Genomic DNA, 13,883 nt, shown 5'->3' with positions numbered 1-13,883 from the left:
CACGGAGAGAGCAAGCATGTTCCTGCGAGGCTTGCGGCGCCGGACGGGCAGGCCCGTCCCGGAGCTGGTCGGCTTGTTCCGTTCCATCGTCGACGGCGGCCGCCGGGTCCACCCGATCGCGTCCGATTTCCTGGAACACTTCATGGACGGGTCGGGCGCCTCCAGGACGATGTCCCTGCGCTGGCTGCGCTCGTTCAAAGTGATCAAGAAGGCCGAGCGCAAGAACCAGCGCCGGTTCGAACGGCAGCTCGCCCGGGAGGCGAGGCTGCTCCGCGACGGCGCGTCCACCTGGTTGCACGACTACTGGGACGCGCGGATCAACGCGTTCATCGGCACGGAGCTGTTCTACGTCAGCAGGATGAGCCTGCTGCGCTCGCAGGGCTCGTTCGTCCTTACCCGGGACGGACAGGAGGTGCGCGTGTCCGGCACGGTCCGTCACCGCTGGTTCGACCCTTATGACTGGGATCGCGGCCGATGGGTCTACATTCCCCGGCACGGGTTCGTTCCCATCGCGGTCGGCCGGGAACTCGTCGAGGCCGACGAGGCGCGCAACTTCCTGATGGAGTCACGCCACGTCCAGGCACTGGAGGGCCTCTGGCAGGACGGCCGGTGGCCGCGGCGCGGCAGGGCGAGGTTCGAGTGGTCGCTGGTGAGGACGGCGCATTGATGACCGCAGACCGTCCCGGCCCGCCCGATCCCCTGGAGGCCGCCGGCGCGGAGGACTTCGTGCGGTCGCTGGCCCGGCTCAGACAGTGGGCCGGCGAGCCGTCCTTGAGCAGGTTGCGCTCTCTCGGCGGCCAGACGGTGGCCTCGGACGGAGCCGTGGTCGACGCGTTGCCGAAGAGCACGACCTCGCACGTCCTCCGGCAGACCGACAAGCTGCCGCGGTGGGAGTTCGTGCGGGCCTTCGTCACCGCCTGCCTCCGCTCCTGCGACTTCCCGGCCGAGCTGATCCCCGGTGAGCTCGAACGCTGGCGGGCCGTCAGGACGGCCCTGGCCGAACCGCCGCCCCCGTCCGTCGCGCCGGAACCCGTGGCGGAGCTTCTGGAGACCGCCGCCCCTGCGGCAGAGCTTCCGGAGACCGTCGATCGTCCCGGGCAGGATCACGCGGTCGAGCTGCTGGTGCGGCGAGTGGTCCGAGAGGAGGACAGGGCGCGCAAGGGGCTGCTCGGCGGCTACACCATCGCGCCGGTCTCCTTCGAGGTGTACGCCGACTCCACCCGCAGCAACGACCTGCACGCGATCGGCCGGTTCTTCGACGGCCTGCGCCCGCGGCGCCTGCTGGTCGTGGGCGAGTCGGGCGCGGGCAAGACGATGCTCGCCATCGAGCTGGTGCTGCAACTGCTGGAGTCCCCTCCCGCCGGCGGACGACCCGGTCAACCGCTGACAGTGCCGGTACGTGTGAACGCGGCCCGATGGACCCTGGGAAGGCCGTTCGAGCCATGGCTGGCCGAGCAGCTCGTGCAGGACTTCGGGCTCGCGGTCAAGGACGCCGAGCGGGTGGTGCGCGACCGCCGGGTGCTACCGGTGGTGGACGGACTGGACGAGCTGGACTCCGAGCCGTCGACGGGCTCGCCTCGCCGGGCGATCGGACTGCTGGCCGAGCTCAACCGGTACAGCGACCTGTCCGGGCGGCGGCCGGGCGCGGTCGTCGTGACCTGCCGAGCCGACCGGCACGCCGAGCTGCGCGAGGCCGGGGCCGGGCTCGACGACGCCACCCGGATCCATCTCCAGAACCTGACCACCGAACAGATCGGCACGTACCTGCGCGCCCGCTGGCCGGACGGTCATCCCTGCGCGGGACACCGCGACGGCATCCATGCCGCACTGTCCGGACCGGCGGGAAAGGCCGTTCGCATCGCTCTGGCCACACCGTGGCGGCTGTTGCTGACCGTGACCGCCGTGGAGTCCGGCGCCGACCCGGCCGAGCTGCTCCGCGCCGATCCGGACGCCGACCCCCATGAGGGAGCGGACCGGATCGGCCGGAGGCTGCTGGAGGCGTACGTCCCGGCGGCGACCGGCCTCACGCCCCGCACCGCCCACAGCACCCCGTACCAGCCGGGCCAGGTGCGAGCGTGGCTCGTGCACCTGGCGGCCCACCTGCGGTGGCAGGCCGCCCGCACCGCCGAGGCGGATCGGCCGCCGCCCGGCCTGACGGCGATCGACATCGTCCCCCACCTGCTGTGGCCGATCGGCGGCCGGCGCCGGGTCCGGGCGCTGCACTGCGTGTGCTGTGTGATCCTCGCGGTCATCGCCATGCTGGCCTTCTGGACGGGCTCGGCGGTCGACAGCCCCGGCGACCTGCGCGGCGGGCTCCCACCGGATCGGCTGCTCACCTTGGCGCTCATGGCGGGCTGGGTGAGCATAGCGACCAGCCTGTCGTTGTCGCCGTGGCCGGCCGCGGCCGGTGGGCGGGCCAACGTCCCCCGAGGGGTGCGCATGACCAGCGGTGCGCTCGGCGCCCTGACCGGCGTCCCCGTCGGAGTGCTCGGCGGCCTGGCCGGGCTCGTCCTGACCGGAGGGGCGATCTTCGGCCCCGTCTTCGCCGTCGGCGCAGGAGGGATCGGGGGGCTGGCGCTCGGAGCGGTCATCGGGCTGACCGCCGCCGGCCGGCGGGGAGCCGAGCGCATGACCGTGTCCGAGGCGGTCCGGGCCGAACCCGTCACGCTGCTGGGCTTCGGGCTGTGCGGCGCGCTCACCGGGCTGGCGCCGCTGCGGCTGGCCCACGCCGGCCCGGTGCCGCTGGCCGCGGGCGGGGCCGGGGCCTTCCTGCTGGCCTTCGCGCTCGGGGTCGCCTTCACGATCGCCACCGGGGGCTGGAGCAAGGACGCGGAGCTGGCCCATCCGCGGGAGGCTCTCCACCGCAACGCGACGATCGGACTGGCTTTCGGCCTCACCGGCGGTGTCGCGGCCTTCCTGGTGTTCGTCATGAACCAGGACGTCGTCGAGTCGCTGGTGTGCGCGCTCATCGGCGGTGTGACCTTCGGCCTGGCCTTCGGCGCGATCGCCTGGACCCGCACCATGATCGGCCTGGTGGTCGCGGCCAAGCGCGGCCTGCTTCCGCTTCGGCTGTGGACGTTTCTCGACTGGGCCTGCGAGGCACGGCTGCTGCGCGTCAGCGGCGCCACGTACCAGTTCCGGCACCGCGAACTGCAGGACTTCCTGACTCCGTCCGGCCGAACCGACTGACGCCTTTTCGATCTGGTCGGTGACGCCTCGGCTCTGCAGGTCTCTGCCACGATCTTGCCGGACAGTCACGAGTGCGGCCGTTACACGGCGCGCTCAAGGCGCGGGCCCAAGGTGGTCGCCGCGAGCTAGCACCGGCGGGTTAGCGCTGTCGAACGTTATGGTCCAGGTCGTGGCCATTCAGCCGGCCTCCACCACACCGCACCTGCGGGCAACTCGCACAATTCCGGCGCGCACCTGGAGTGCTCGTGGCCGGTCCTCGGATACAGCAGGCGCCGTCACCTCGAAGGACGGCGCCCTGTCGACGACGCGTGATTGGGCCGTCGTTGACAGCCGAGAGCGCAACCGGGCAGACCGAGCGCGATGCTTCCCACTGGGATGCCACAGATCCACTCGATCGCATGGCCGCCGGCAAGCGATACAGCGTTACGATCGTTGACACCCTTGGCGGCCGCTGTTTGACTCGGCCCGGTGTCAGCGAGATCCTCGGCTGCTCGCGCGGCAGCACGGCTGCCTCATGAGCCCGGCGTCTATCGGTTCCGCGACCGGCGCGGCCAGATCCTTTACCTGGGGCGCGCCACCGACCTTCGGAGCCGGGTGCGGTCTTACTGGGGTGACCTGCGCGATCGCCCGCACCTGGCGGAGATCGTCGCCCGAGTCGCTCGAGTCGAGGCGGTAGCGTGCCACTCGGTCCACGAGGCCGCATGGCTCGAGCGCAACTTACTGGAAGCCGACATGCCCCCCTGGAATCGCAGGCCGGGCGGTGAGGAGACGTCGATCTACATCGTGGTCGACATGCGGCCGCACACCGCCGGGGTGCGAACGAGCCACGTTGCACGCTTCGATGGGGTCGTCGGCTTCGGTCCCTACCTCGGCGGAACGAGAGCACGGCAGGCGATCTCGGGGCTGCACCGAGCGTTCCCGCTGTCATACACGCGTGACCGGCTTACCGCCGCCGAACGCGACATCGCGACAAGGCGCGGCATCGGCCCGCAGTCCAGAAAACGGCTGGCCGCGGCCGTCATCTCCGCGCTCGATGGGACGAACGCCGAGGCCGCGCGTGAAGTGCTGACAGCGGCGCGCGATCGTGCGGCGGCGGCGCTCAACTTCGAACTGGCCGCTCGGATCCATGGAGAGCTCGCTGCGCTCGAATGGGTGACGAGCGTGCAGCGCGTCACCGTCGAAGGCGGCGGCGACCAAGACGTATGCGGGTGGGCAGACGGCCTCGGCGTCACGTTCACCATCCGCGGCGGGCGCCTCAATGGATGGGACCAGCGCGAGTGCAGTCGCTCGGCCGTCGCCCGGGCGAGAGCAGTCACGCCGCCTGAATGGGCCGAGTTCGCCCGGCGCAATGCCGAGCTGGCTGCAGCGCTCAGCCGCATCTGACTGAGCCTCCATGTTCTCCAGCCGATCGTCGACGAACAGGCAGCGCTCGGGCGCGACTCCGGCGACCTCTGCGGCGATCTCGTAAATGCGCCGGTCCGGCTTGGCCACGCCGACCCGCGCGCTTCTGTGAACCTCCTCTCCGGCACCTCCACCCGGCTCCAGCCCACGTGTACATGCCCCGCCTGTTGGGAAGACGATCCGCGCGGGGAACTGGAACAGGTACTCATCGCGTTCCCTCGCTGGGCACGACCATATCTCTACAGTCAGGTGCTTCCCATCGACAGAAGCTTTCTCGCCCGAACGTCGGGTCTTGTCGGCTGAAGAACCGCTGCCAGCGGATGGGAAGATCTGAAGGTCGTACCCGCTCAACGGAAGAGAATCCTCGGCATGGCCGTCATCCACCACACCGCCCTCAAGCCGACCAAGCTGGAACTGCTCACCTCCTGGCTACCCTCCCGGCCGTGGTACTCCGGCGGCGCGGGCGAACCGGAATTGGCCAAGGCCGGCGGCTTCCGGCTGGACGACCCGCAGGGTGAGGTCGGGATCGAGTTCATGGTGGTCACCGACACCTCCGGCACTCACCCGACCACCTACCTGGTGCCGCTCACCTATCGCGGTGCCCCGCTCGACAGGGCGGAGCACGCCCTCGTCGGCACCATGGAGCACGGGGTGCTGGGGCGGCGCTGGGCCTACGACGGCTGCCACGACCCGGTGCTGGTCGCCCAGTTGCCGGCCCTGATCGAGGGCCGGGTCCAGGCCCAGGACCAAAACACCAGCGACACCCCCGACCGGGAGGTCACCCGCTCCTACATCGGTGACGGCCTCGCCCCCATGGACTTCACCACCGCCACCGCCACCGACGACCAAGAGGGCACTGAGCTGCCTGCACCGCATGGTACGACCCTCCGCTTGCACCGGGTCCTGCGTCCCGCCCCGGACAACGCGCCTCTCCTTCCACCGGAAGCGATTGGCCACGTCGCCGGCTCCTGGCACATGCCGGATGGCACTCGCGCGCGCGGGGGTTGTTCGTTGTCTTGCACACCGGCCCTCGTGCCTAGATCTCAGCGAGGGGCGAGTCCGTGGACCAGATGATGGACGATCGTACCCTCTGCTCCCAGATGGCCCCTTGATCCATTGGGAACGAACGCATGGGGAAACGATCAACCATAGACGGCTGGTGTCCGCCGTAGACGGCCGGACACAAAGCGAGAGGCCCGTCACCGCGTTTCCGCTGGTGACGGGCCTCTCCCCGCCAAGGAAGATCATCCGTGCATATCCCGTAAGGATTGTTGATCTACTCCGGCGTCCTTACGCGTTCTCGCAGTCGGCGTAGACGGCGATCGTACTGCCCTGCGTATGACCCCTCGGCCTTGTCGACCAACCGGACCCGCGGGTCTGAGAAGTGCTCGTAGAGTTCAGCCTCGAACGGATCACTGTCGTACTCGATCAGTCGGGCCAGAGCCTTGCGGTCCTGTTCAACAGAACCTCGACTCCGAATCTGTTCGCGCCACCTTTCCGCGCTCGCCATGGCCTCGTCCACGCCTCTCATTAGGTGCCGTAGTAGAGCGCGAACCCGACTGCTACAGCAACCCGGCCGGAGCTTTCGGTCAGTGTGGTGTTCCGGAGCCGGAGTCCCGCCGGCGGCGATTGTTTCTATGAGGTGAGATGGAGTTCGTACATTGCGATCAAGGACGTTTCAGCTTTACCGCGAGGAAGGACGGCGCTTGGTGAAGCTTGTTGTAGGCGGCTTCGTCGATCTCCCGGAGGCCGGCCGTGGGGCGCGGTTCGATCAGCTGCTCCAGCACGAACCCTGCGGCCAATAGCTCGCGCAGGAAGGTCTCCAAGGGCATGCGCTGGTAGTGGATCGAGAGCTTGCTGTCTCCGAGGGGCAGGTCTCTCCAGTCGTGGCTGAAGTACGAGCCTCCGAAGTGGCGCCAATCGGCTGTGGGATGGGTGGTCGAGACAAGGAGCCATCCACCTGGTCGCAGGACGCGGCGTAGTTCACCCAGCAGTTGCACACGGTTCCTGACGTGCTCGTATACGAGGGCGCAGACCACCCCGTCGAAGGATGCGTCAGCGGCGAAACCGAGTGGCTCTTCCAGATCATGGAGAAGTAGTTCTGCATGGCCGTTCACGCGTGCTCGCGCGTGGCGAAGTAGTGTGACGCTGCCTTCGATTCCGACCACCTGGGCACCGCGGGCCGAAAGCTCGGCCGCGTAATGGCCTGCTCCACAGCCGACATCCAGGATTCTGGCCCCGGAGACATCGCCCGCGAGTTGAAGCATTGCGGGTCTGTCGGTGTAGGCGTTGTAGGGGCTCGTCTCTGCATGTTCGGCGAAGTGATCGCCGAGTGCGTCATGGTAAGCGGTCGCCTTGTGCATCGGGACATCATGGCGTGGCCGCAAGTCCGTCGCCATTGAGTTCCTCCGAGAGGACGGTGTCCGGAGTCCTGGTGAGTCCCTTGCGCGGCCCGTTGGCGGAGCGACCTTTGCGGCGCTCGGTCGGCGAGCTCGGTAGGTATGGCGCGGTGGTGCAACGGCGACGCCCCGCGCGAGAACGGCCTCCAGGCCGCACACGCAGCGCGGCGGCGCTGGCGCGGGGCGTACGGCGGTGCGGCGCGCCGCACCGGGTTGGTGAGCTGCACCCGTGCGTTTGACCGCGCAGGTGTCAAGGTTCCATGCTGGCTCGCATGATCTTCACCCAGGCCGAACTTGACTATCTGACCAGCCAGCACCTCGGTCGCCTGGCCACCATCTCTCCGGCTGGCCAGGTGCAGAACAACCCCGTGAATTTCTTTGTGGACGCCGCCGCCGGCACGATCACGATCGGTGGGGGCGCGCTGGGAGCCTCCAAGAAGTTCAGGAACGTCCAGGAGGGCAGCACCGTGTCGCTCGTCGTGGACGACCTTGCCTCGGTGGACCCGTGGGTGCCGCGCGGCATCGAGATCCGGGGTTCGGCTGTGGCTCTGACGGATCACGAGCCGCCGCTGCCGGGCTTGTCTCGGCAGATCATCACGATCACACCCAGCCAGATCATTTCTTGGGGGCTGGGCGGGCCCAGGGCGAGCCGCAAGGTGTGAAAGCGCGTGGCCCTTCACGAGAGGAGTCGTCTCGTGAAGGGCCACGAACGTTCCGGGTGCGATCGTGCGCCGACCACGAACGTTCGCCGGGTCTGGTGACACCGTACGGCGTGTCCCCGACCCTGCGGACCTAACGACCTGGTGCGTAATTGCCTCGCGCACGAGCCGCCCCGCGATCTACCCTCGCGGCATGACGTCACACGATGCGCCTGAAGGCTCCCGGATCGCTCCCGATGGTGCCGGGCTGGTGATCCGGCAAGAGACCGCTGACGATCACCGAGATGTGCGCGAGGTTCATACGCGCGCCTTCGGTGACAGCGAGCGGGTTCCCGGGCTCGTGGAGGCACTTCGCGTTGCGGAGGCTGCGTTGGCGCCGATGTCCTTCGTCGCTACCGTTGATGACCGGGTTGTGGGGCATGTCCTGCTGAGCGCGACGCGGGTGGACGCTCCGCGCCGGATCGTGGACGTCCTGTCCCTGTCACCGCTGGGCGTGGTGCCGGAGTTCCAGCGTCAGGGGATCGGTACTCAGCTCATCGCGTACGCCCTCGAGGCGGCCGACAGCCAGGGTGTGCCGTTGGTATTCCTGGAGGGTTCGCCACGTTACTACGGCACGCGCGGCTTCGAGGGTGCCAGCGCGGTGGGCTTCCGTTCGCCGTCGCTGCGTATCCCTGAAGCCGCGTTCCAGGTCGCCCGGTTGTCCGCTCACGAGCCGTGGATGACGGGCACCTTCGTCTACTCAGAGGCCTTTTGGGCCTTTGACTGCGTCGGCCTGCGCGACCCCGAGGACTGAGGGGCTACCCGACTGGACCTGATCCCCAGGACTATCACAGTGGCGATGTCCAGCTCGTCGTCGGTTGCGTGCGATCAGCGAGGCGTCGGGCCGTAACGTGAATAGGGCCGTAGGGTTCATTGGATGTCGTCTCAATGGGCGCTTGGTCAGCTCAACGGGAGTCACTCCGTGCGTCCCGCCGGTCCATTGAGGAAAGCTTAGAAAGAGACGTTGGGCTGCGATGTTCCGCAGGCCCGCTCGTCTCCGCCCTACTCTGGAGACACTGTGCCGCTCTTGCCCGAACGTGCGGCGTGGCGAGAGGCACGGTCCGTCAGGCAATCGCCACAGCGGACGAGTTCGGCGTGTCGAAGGGAACCGTCCGCCAGGCATTCCTCATCCTGGCAGCCGCACATCTGATTGCTCGCAACCCTGCGAGAGGCCTGCCGGATGACAGGGCTGGCCAGCCAGGACGCCCGCCTGTCGATTGATCGTGTGCAGCGGCCGGAACAGGTGGGATCGGGCCACAGAAAAGCTTTCTCCTGTCCTCAAGCTGCCTGTGACGGTCCGTGGCGGGGGCAGGAGTGACGTAGCCGACCTGGGTAGTTGGTCCCAGCTGGGGGGTGCTGTCAGACCCTCCCAGTGAGCGCGTTCACCGGGTTCGATGAATCGCGAAAGGCGCGAATGACGCGCCATTGGACGAAGTCGTTGTCGGCCTGCGCGAGTGCCGATGCAAGAGCAGCAAGGAGAACATTCATGCGGGGAGTGGTGATGCACACCGCCGGCGACGTGCGCGTGGAGGAGCGCGAGGATCCGAGGATCATCGAGCCGACGGACGCGATCATCCGGTTGACGGCGACGTGTATCTGCGGGTCGGACCTGTGGCCTTACCGTGGTGTCGAACCGGCCGACCACCAGGTGATGGGGCACGAGTACGTCGGCGTCGTTGAGGAGATCGGCGCGGACGTGAAGAACGTCAAGGTCGGCGATTTCGTGGTCGGGTCGTTCGTCATCTCCGACGACACGTGCGAGATCTGCCGGTCCGGCTACCAGTCCAAGTGCGTGCACGCCTCCTTCGTGGCGCAGACGATCGGTACCCAGTCCGAGAGGGCCCGCATCCCCTACGCGGACGGCACGCTGGTTCCCACACCGGGGCAGCCAGACCCGGAGCTGATCCCGTCGCTGCTGGCCGCGTCCGACGTGCTAGGCACCGGCTGGTTCGGTGCCGTCGCCGCCGAGGCCGGCCCCGGCAAGACTGTTGCGGTCGTGGGTGACGGGGCGGTCGGCCTGATGGGTGTCCTGGCCGCTAAGCAGCTCGGCGCGGAGCGGATCATCGCGATGTCGCGCCACCCCGAACGGCAGGAGCTGGCCCGCTTCTACGGCGCGACCGACATCGTCACCGAGCGGGGCGACGAAGGCGTAGCGAAGATCAAGGAGTTGACGAACGGGCTCGGCGCCCACAGTGTGATCGAGGCGGTCGGCACTCAGGAGTCCACCATGCAGGCGATCGGTGCGACTCGGCCCGGCGGGCACATGGGCTTCGTCGGCGTGAACTACGACGTCGCGATCCCTGGCATCGACTTGTTCTTCGCCGGCATCCACGTCCACGGCGGCCCTGCCCCGGTTCGCCGGTTCCTGCCTGAGCTGATCCAGCTCATCTGGGACCGCAAGATCGATCCCGGCAAGGTCTTCGACCTCACCCTCCCGCTGGAGGACGCCGCGGAGGGCTACAAGGCGATGGACGAGCGTCGCGCTGTCAAGGTCTTGCTGACCGTCTGACGCACCCGCCCCCGCCGCGAGGCGCGGCCGTGGCGGACAGCACCGGAGCGCTGATCAGGTCATCTGGCAGATTTACGGTGGAGGATATGAGCAGGAAGGACGAGGTGCGGGAGTTCTTGATCTCCCGCCGGGCGCACGTGACCCCCGAACAGGCGGGACTACCCGACTTCGGCGGCGAACGGCGCGTGCCCGGCCTACGCCGGGAAGAGGTCGCCATGCTCGCCGGCGTCAGCGTCGACTACTACACCCAGCTCGAACGCGGCAAGATCCGCGGCGCCTCCGAGAGCGTGCTCAATGCCATCGCGCGAGCGCTGCAACTCAACGACGTCGAACGCGAATACCTGTTCGAGCTGGCCCGCACCACCCCGGCGACACCGGCCGCGCGCAGTCGGCGGCGGGCCAAGCCGTCGGTGCGGGTCTCGGTGCAACGGGTCCTGGACAACATGGCCGTGCCTGCTGTCGTGGTCAACGCGCAGCAGGACCTCATCGCCGCGAACCTCATGGGCCGCGCGCTGTTCGCCCCGCACTTCGAGGCCGATAAGCCGAACCTGGCCCGGTTCATCTTCCTCGACCCCCGCGCTCGAGACTTCTACGTCGACTGGCCCCTTGCTCGCAGCATGACCGCCGCGATGCTGCGGCTCGAAGCCGGACGCGACCCGCTCAACAAGGACCTCACCGCACTCATCGGAGAGCTCTCCACGCTCAGCCCACAGTTCCGCACGGATTGGGGCGAGCAGGACGTGCACGAGCACCGCACCGGCCAGAAGGTCTACCGCCACCCCGAAGTCGGCGAGATCGACGTCACCTTCGACGTGTTCGAACTGCCCGGCGAACCAGGCCTGTCCATATGCACATTCAGCGTCGAAGAAGGCTCACCTTCCGCCGACAGGTTCGCCCTCCTCGCCAGCTGGGCAGCCACCCGAGAATTCGGGAGCCGGCATCGCGGCAATGTAGCCCACGGTGAGGAACCAGCAGACAGCGCCCCGCCCACCACGGAAAGCAACTAACACCCGCCCCCGGGCCGCCGCGCATTCCCGAGGCACGCGGTGAGACGATCTTCGCGAAAGTCAGGAGTACTCTGTCCCTGTGTGCACATACGCGGAGGTCACCTACAAGGTCCACTACGTATGCGTTTCCTGCCGTCAGAGCCACAAACTGGCCTGGGACAGCGCAGAGCACCTTTGCACGCGCTGCCGCCGCCCGATGCTCTTCGCCGGCCATGACTTCGCCGCACCACGCAAGACCAAGGACCGCAATTGGGCGGCTGTCGCGGCCGTTCTGGGAGCGGGGCTTCGCTACGAAGGCTTCGAGACCTGCGGCTGCGGGAGGGATCCGAAATACCGTCCGCACACGAGCGCGCAGGTGCGGGTACGGCGCAGGATCGCAGCGCGCAAAGGGCTGACCGATGCCGAAGCACTCGCGCTATGCGACCCTGCCGACGGGTAGCGCCCTTGCAGGCACTCGCACCTACGGTCATCGCGCGCCTCCTCTCGCACGACGCCCATCCGCGTCTGAAAGTCCCGCTTATCGAGATGCGCGCCGTTGCACACCTCGTTCAGCGCGTTGTTGATCGTGCCCGCGCCATCAGGACCAAGCCTGACGGTGATCTGGTCGGCAGTGACCTCGATGATCTCCACAACGAACATTTTTCACGTGGAAACGCATGTGACGCTGAGGTCGTCGATGTGGCGGCGGCCGACGCGGCCTGGAACGAGCAAATATGGGTTCGCAGACAGGACCGGAGATCCCTCAGAGGGTCCATCGATCCGGACAAATCTGACCATATGTTAAGGCCGAACGCACTGACGACCTTACACACAGTTGACTATCGTGACCAAAGGGGAATACTGGGTTTCCCGTTTGGCCGTCGCTCCTTTCCACTGAGACCGAGGATGCCCATGTCGCTTGGCCTCGCCATGCCTCAGGCAGAACCGCAGCAGGCACACAACCGTACCGACGTCGCGGCAGGGCGTGTGCCACGCCGACGTGGTCTTCGCCAGCCGCCGTGCGAGACCGACACGTGCCGTTAGCGGGCTCTTCGGCGGTCGACATCTCCCCGCCAGCTCTTCTCGACACCCAGGACTGTCATGCCGCCAGACTCCTTCATGGTCCCGATAGTGATCGGCGCCGCCGTTCTCGCCCTCGCCCTCGCGGGCGTCCTGATCCTCCACTTCCGCGTACGCAACGACCTCGCCCGAGCCCGTGGGCAGCTGGTTCAGGCCCGTCAGGCGCAGGAGCACCTGACGCGCGAGACCAGCGCCAGGGACCAGCGCCAGGTGCAGGCGGAGCGCCAGGCCCAGGAGAGCGAGGCACTGCTGCGCGAGGTGCGCGCCCAGCAGGACCTCGTGCGCGCCGAGACCGAGCACCTGACCTCGAAGCGGATTCCCGCCCTGCTGTCCCACCTGCGCGCGCCGCATGTGATCGTCCCCGGCGTGCACAACCCGGCGCTCGCCGGCACGGACGTCGACAGGCAGCACCGCGCCATCCTCGACGCGCTCACCCGCGGCGTCCGCGCGGAAGGGGAGCGCATCGACGAGGCGGCCCAGTCGATCATCAGGGGCGCGATGTCCCGCGTGCAGACCCAGGCACTGCGCGCCCAGGACCTGCTCGCCGGCGTGCAGCAGCGCTACATCGGCGACGAGCACACGGCGCTGCTGCGCGAGGTGCTGGGACTCGACATGTTCAACGAACTGATCATCCGTCGTGCGCAGGTCACCGGCATCGCTTGTGGCGCCACGCCCGGCCTGTCGCGTGACGACACCTATCTGGTGGACCTGATGGTGGGCGCGATCTCCCGGGTGGAGAACTTCGAGCAGCGCATCGAGGGCCCGGCCAACCACCTGCGCCGCCGGATCGGGGTCGCCGCCCGCGCCGCCGAGTCGATCCTGTTCATCACCGCCGAGCTGCTGGCCAACGCGGTCCACCACTCCCATGGCACGCTCAAGGTGACCATTGCCGTGCACGAGACCAACAACGGCGCCGCCATCGTCATCGACGACGCCGGTGTCGGCCTCAACGAGGACCAGTACGCCCGCGCGAGCCGCCTGCTGAGTGGCACCCACCCGGTCCGCCTGGTCGATTTGGGCAACCCGCCGCACACCGGCTGGGCCGCGATCGGCCGTCAGGTCGCACACTACGGCATGCAGGTCACGGTCAAGAAGAGCGCATTCGGCGGCGTCCAGGCCGTGCTGAGCATTCCCACCGCCCTGCTGGTGGAGATGCCGGAGGACAGCCGACCGTCGGTGCTGGCACCCGAGCCGGTCCGCGCCACTGTCCCGGCCGCAGCCATAGGCATCCGGCCGGAGCCTGTGGCCGCCGTACCAGCCTCCACCACAGCCATCCACTCGGAGCCTGCGGCAGCGCTCCGTCCGGAACCCGCGACGGCGCCCGAGCAACGGCGTACCTCTGCGGAGCATCTGGCGCCGCTACCGCAGCGCCGCCGCCAGTCGTCGCCTGCCGGGTCCGGCTCTGGGCCCACCGGCGGACCGAGCGGCTCTGGCGGTTCTGGCGGTTCTGCCGACTCGGACGGCAGGTTGCTCACCACCCCGGAGGAGGCCCGGAAGCGGTGGGGAGATTTCCAGGTCGGAGCCGAAGCGGGCCGCCGCGAAGCGCTCCCCCCGCAGCAGCATGACATCACCGAAGGGAATTGACCGCTCCATGGACACTCACAGCGCTTCCGGCCGTGTT

11 protein-coding genes and 1 pseudogene are annotated in these 13,883 nt (G+C 68.2%); 9 read left to right on the top strand and 3 right to left on the bottom strand.

Going from position 1 to position 13,883, the window contains the following annotated elements; translation table 11 throughout:
- Nucleotides 1–16 precede the first annotated feature (16 nt).
- From EJK15_RS70420 to EJK15_RS74350, 3 genes are all read left to right on the top strand, one after another.
- Nucleotides 17–667 carry a hypothetical protein gene (locus EJK15_RS70420; RefSeq protein ID WP_171074229.1) on the top strand — a complete coding sequence of 217 codons (651 nt, stop codon included), beginning with the start codon at nucleotides 17–19 and terminating at the stop codon, nucleotides 665–667.
- Entirely contained in the window at nucleotides 667–3,189 is a 2,523-nt protein-coding gene (locus tag EJK15_RS10825) for an NACHT domain-containing protein (RefSeq protein ID WP_171074228.1), read from the top strand. The genes EJK15_RS70420 and EJK15_RS10825 overlap by 1 nt, the downstream gene beginning before the upstream one ends.
- Before the next feature lie 594 nt (nucleotides 3,190–3,783).
- On the top strand, nucleotides 3,784–4,572 hold the full coding sequence (locus EJK15_RS74350; protein WP_171074217.1) for an excinuclease ABC subunit UvrC: 789 nt from the start codon (nucleotides 3,784–3,786) through the stop codon (nucleotides 4,570–4,572).
- A 9-nt stretch (nucleotides 4,573–4,581) separates the two neighbouring features.
- Here the strand turns inward: EJK15_RS74350 and EJK15_RS77135 are convergent.
- Nucleotides 4,582–4,974 (bottom strand): annotated as a pseudogene (locus tag EJK15_RS77135) (HAD-IA family hydrolase); the annotation flags it as partial.
- Between EJK15_RS77135 and EJK15_RS10815 the strand changes: the two are divergent.
- Nucleotides 4,960–5,664, top strand: coding sequence for a maltokinase N-terminal cap-like domain-containing protein (locus tag EJK15_RS10815; RefSeq protein ID WP_171074227.1), 705 nt, complete (start codon nucleotides 4,960–4,962; stop codon nucleotides 5,662–5,664). The pseudogene EJK15_RS77135 and the gene EJK15_RS10815 sit on opposite strands and share 15 nt — an antisense overlap.
- A gap of 593 nt (nucleotides 5,665–6,257) precedes the next feature.
- Here EJK15_RS10815 and EJK15_RS10805 read toward each other — a convergent pair.
- Nucleotides 6,258–6,953 carry a class I SAM-dependent methyltransferase gene (locus tag EJK15_RS10805; protein WP_138710237.1) on the bottom strand — a complete coding sequence of 232 codons (696 nt, stop codon included), beginning with the start codon at nucleotides 6,951–6,953 and terminating at the stop codon, nucleotides 6,258–6,260.
- A 308-nt stretch (nucleotides 6,954–7,261) separates the two neighbouring features.
- On the opposite strand from EJK15_RS10805, the gene EJK15_RS10800 reads away from it, so the two are divergent.
- From EJK15_RS10800 to EJK15_RS10785, 4 genes are all read left to right on the top strand, one after another.
- Entirely contained in the window at nucleotides 7,262–7,651 is a 390-nt protein-coding gene (locus tag EJK15_RS10800; RefSeq protein WP_171074226.1) for a PPOX class F420-dependent oxidoreductase, read from the top strand.
- A gap of 190 nt (nucleotides 7,652–7,841) precedes the next feature.
- Complete coding sequence (locus tag EJK15_RS10795) at nucleotides 7,842–8,441, top strand: GNAT family N-acetyltransferase (protein WP_206060781.1); 600 nt, start codon at nucleotides 7,842–7,844, stop codon at nucleotides 8,439–8,441.
- A 732-nt stretch (nucleotides 8,442–9,173) separates the two neighbouring features.
- Entirely contained in the window at nucleotides 9,174–10,196 is a 1,023-nt protein-coding gene (locus tag EJK15_RS10790; protein ID WP_206060780.1) for a zinc-dependent alcohol dehydrogenase family protein, read from the top strand.
- An 86-nt stretch (nucleotides 10,197–10,282) separates the two neighbouring features.
- Nucleotides 10,283–11,203 carry a helix-turn-helix domain-containing protein gene (locus EJK15_RS10785; protein WP_138710236.1) on the top strand — a complete coding sequence of 307 codons (921 nt, stop codon included), beginning with the start codon at nucleotides 10,283–10,285 and terminating at the stop codon, nucleotides 11,201–11,203.
- 288 nt (nucleotides 11,204–11,491) lie between these two features.
- On the opposite strand, the gene EJK15_RS70410 is transcribed toward EJK15_RS10785, so the two are convergent.
- Nucleotides 11,492–11,833: a hypothetical protein gene (locus tag EJK15_RS70410; protein ID WP_171074225.1), complete on the bottom strand. Its 342-nt coding sequence runs from the start codon at nucleotides 11,831–11,833 to the stop codon at nucleotides 11,492–11,494.
- A 450-nt stretch (nucleotides 11,834–12,283) separates the two neighbouring features.
- Here EJK15_RS70410 and EJK15_RS10775 point away from each other — a divergent pair, with 450 nt between their 5' ends.
- Nucleotides 12,284–13,846: an ATP-binding protein gene (locus EJK15_RS10775; RefSeq protein ID WP_138710234.1), complete on the top strand. Its 1,563-nt coding sequence runs from the start codon at nucleotides 12,284–12,286 to the stop codon at nucleotides 13,844–13,846.
- Nucleotides 13,847–13,883 lie beyond the last annotated feature (37 nt).

The organism is Nonomuraea basaltis (genome assembly GCF_005893125.1).
Lineage (GTDB): Bacteria > Actinomycetota > Actinomycetes > Streptosporangiales > Streptosporangiaceae > Nonomuraea > Nonomuraea basaltis.
Note: the sequence above shows the minus strand (reverse complement) of the source record. Positions and strands in the feature narration are given on the sequence as shown.

Excerpts from the sequence above, each read along its gene's own strand:
- EJK15_RS70420 (WP_171074229.1), top strand. The coding sequence starts at position 17 with ATGTTCCTGCGAGGCTTGCGGCGCCGGACGGGCAGGCCCGTCCCGGAG.
- EJK15_RS10825 (WP_171074228.1), top strand. The coding sequence starts at position 667 with ATGACCGCAGACCGTCCCGGCCCGCCCGATCCCCTGGAGGCCGCCGGC.
- EJK15_RS10815 (WP_171074227.1), top strand. The coding sequence starts at position 4,960 with ATGGCCGTCATCCACCACACCGCCCTCAAGCCGACCAAGCTGGAACTG.
- EJK15_RS10805 (WP_138710237.1), bottom strand. The coding sequence starts at position 6,953 with ATGCACAAGGCGACCGCTTACCATGACGCACTCGGCGATCACTTCGCC.
- EJK15_RS10800 (WP_171074226.1), top strand. The coding sequence starts at position 7,262 with ATGATCTTCACCCAGGCCGAACTTGACTATCTGACCAGCCAGCACCTC.
- EJK15_RS10795 (WP_206060781.1), top strand. The coding sequence starts at position 7,842 with ATGACGTCACACGATGCGCCTGAAGGCTCCCGGATCGCTCCCGATGGT.
- EJK15_RS10790 (WP_206060780.1), top strand. The coding sequence starts at position 9,174 with ATGCGGGGAGTGGTGATGCACACCGCCGGCGACGTGCGCGTGGAGGAG.
- EJK15_RS10785 (WP_138710236.1), top strand. The coding sequence starts at position 10,283 with ATGAGCAGGAAGGACGAGGTGCGGGAGTTCTTGATCTCCCGCCGGGCG.
- EJK15_RS10775 (WP_138710234.1), top strand. The coding sequence starts at position 12,284 with ATGCCGCCAGACTCCTTCATGGTCCCGATAGTGATCGGCGCCGCCGTT.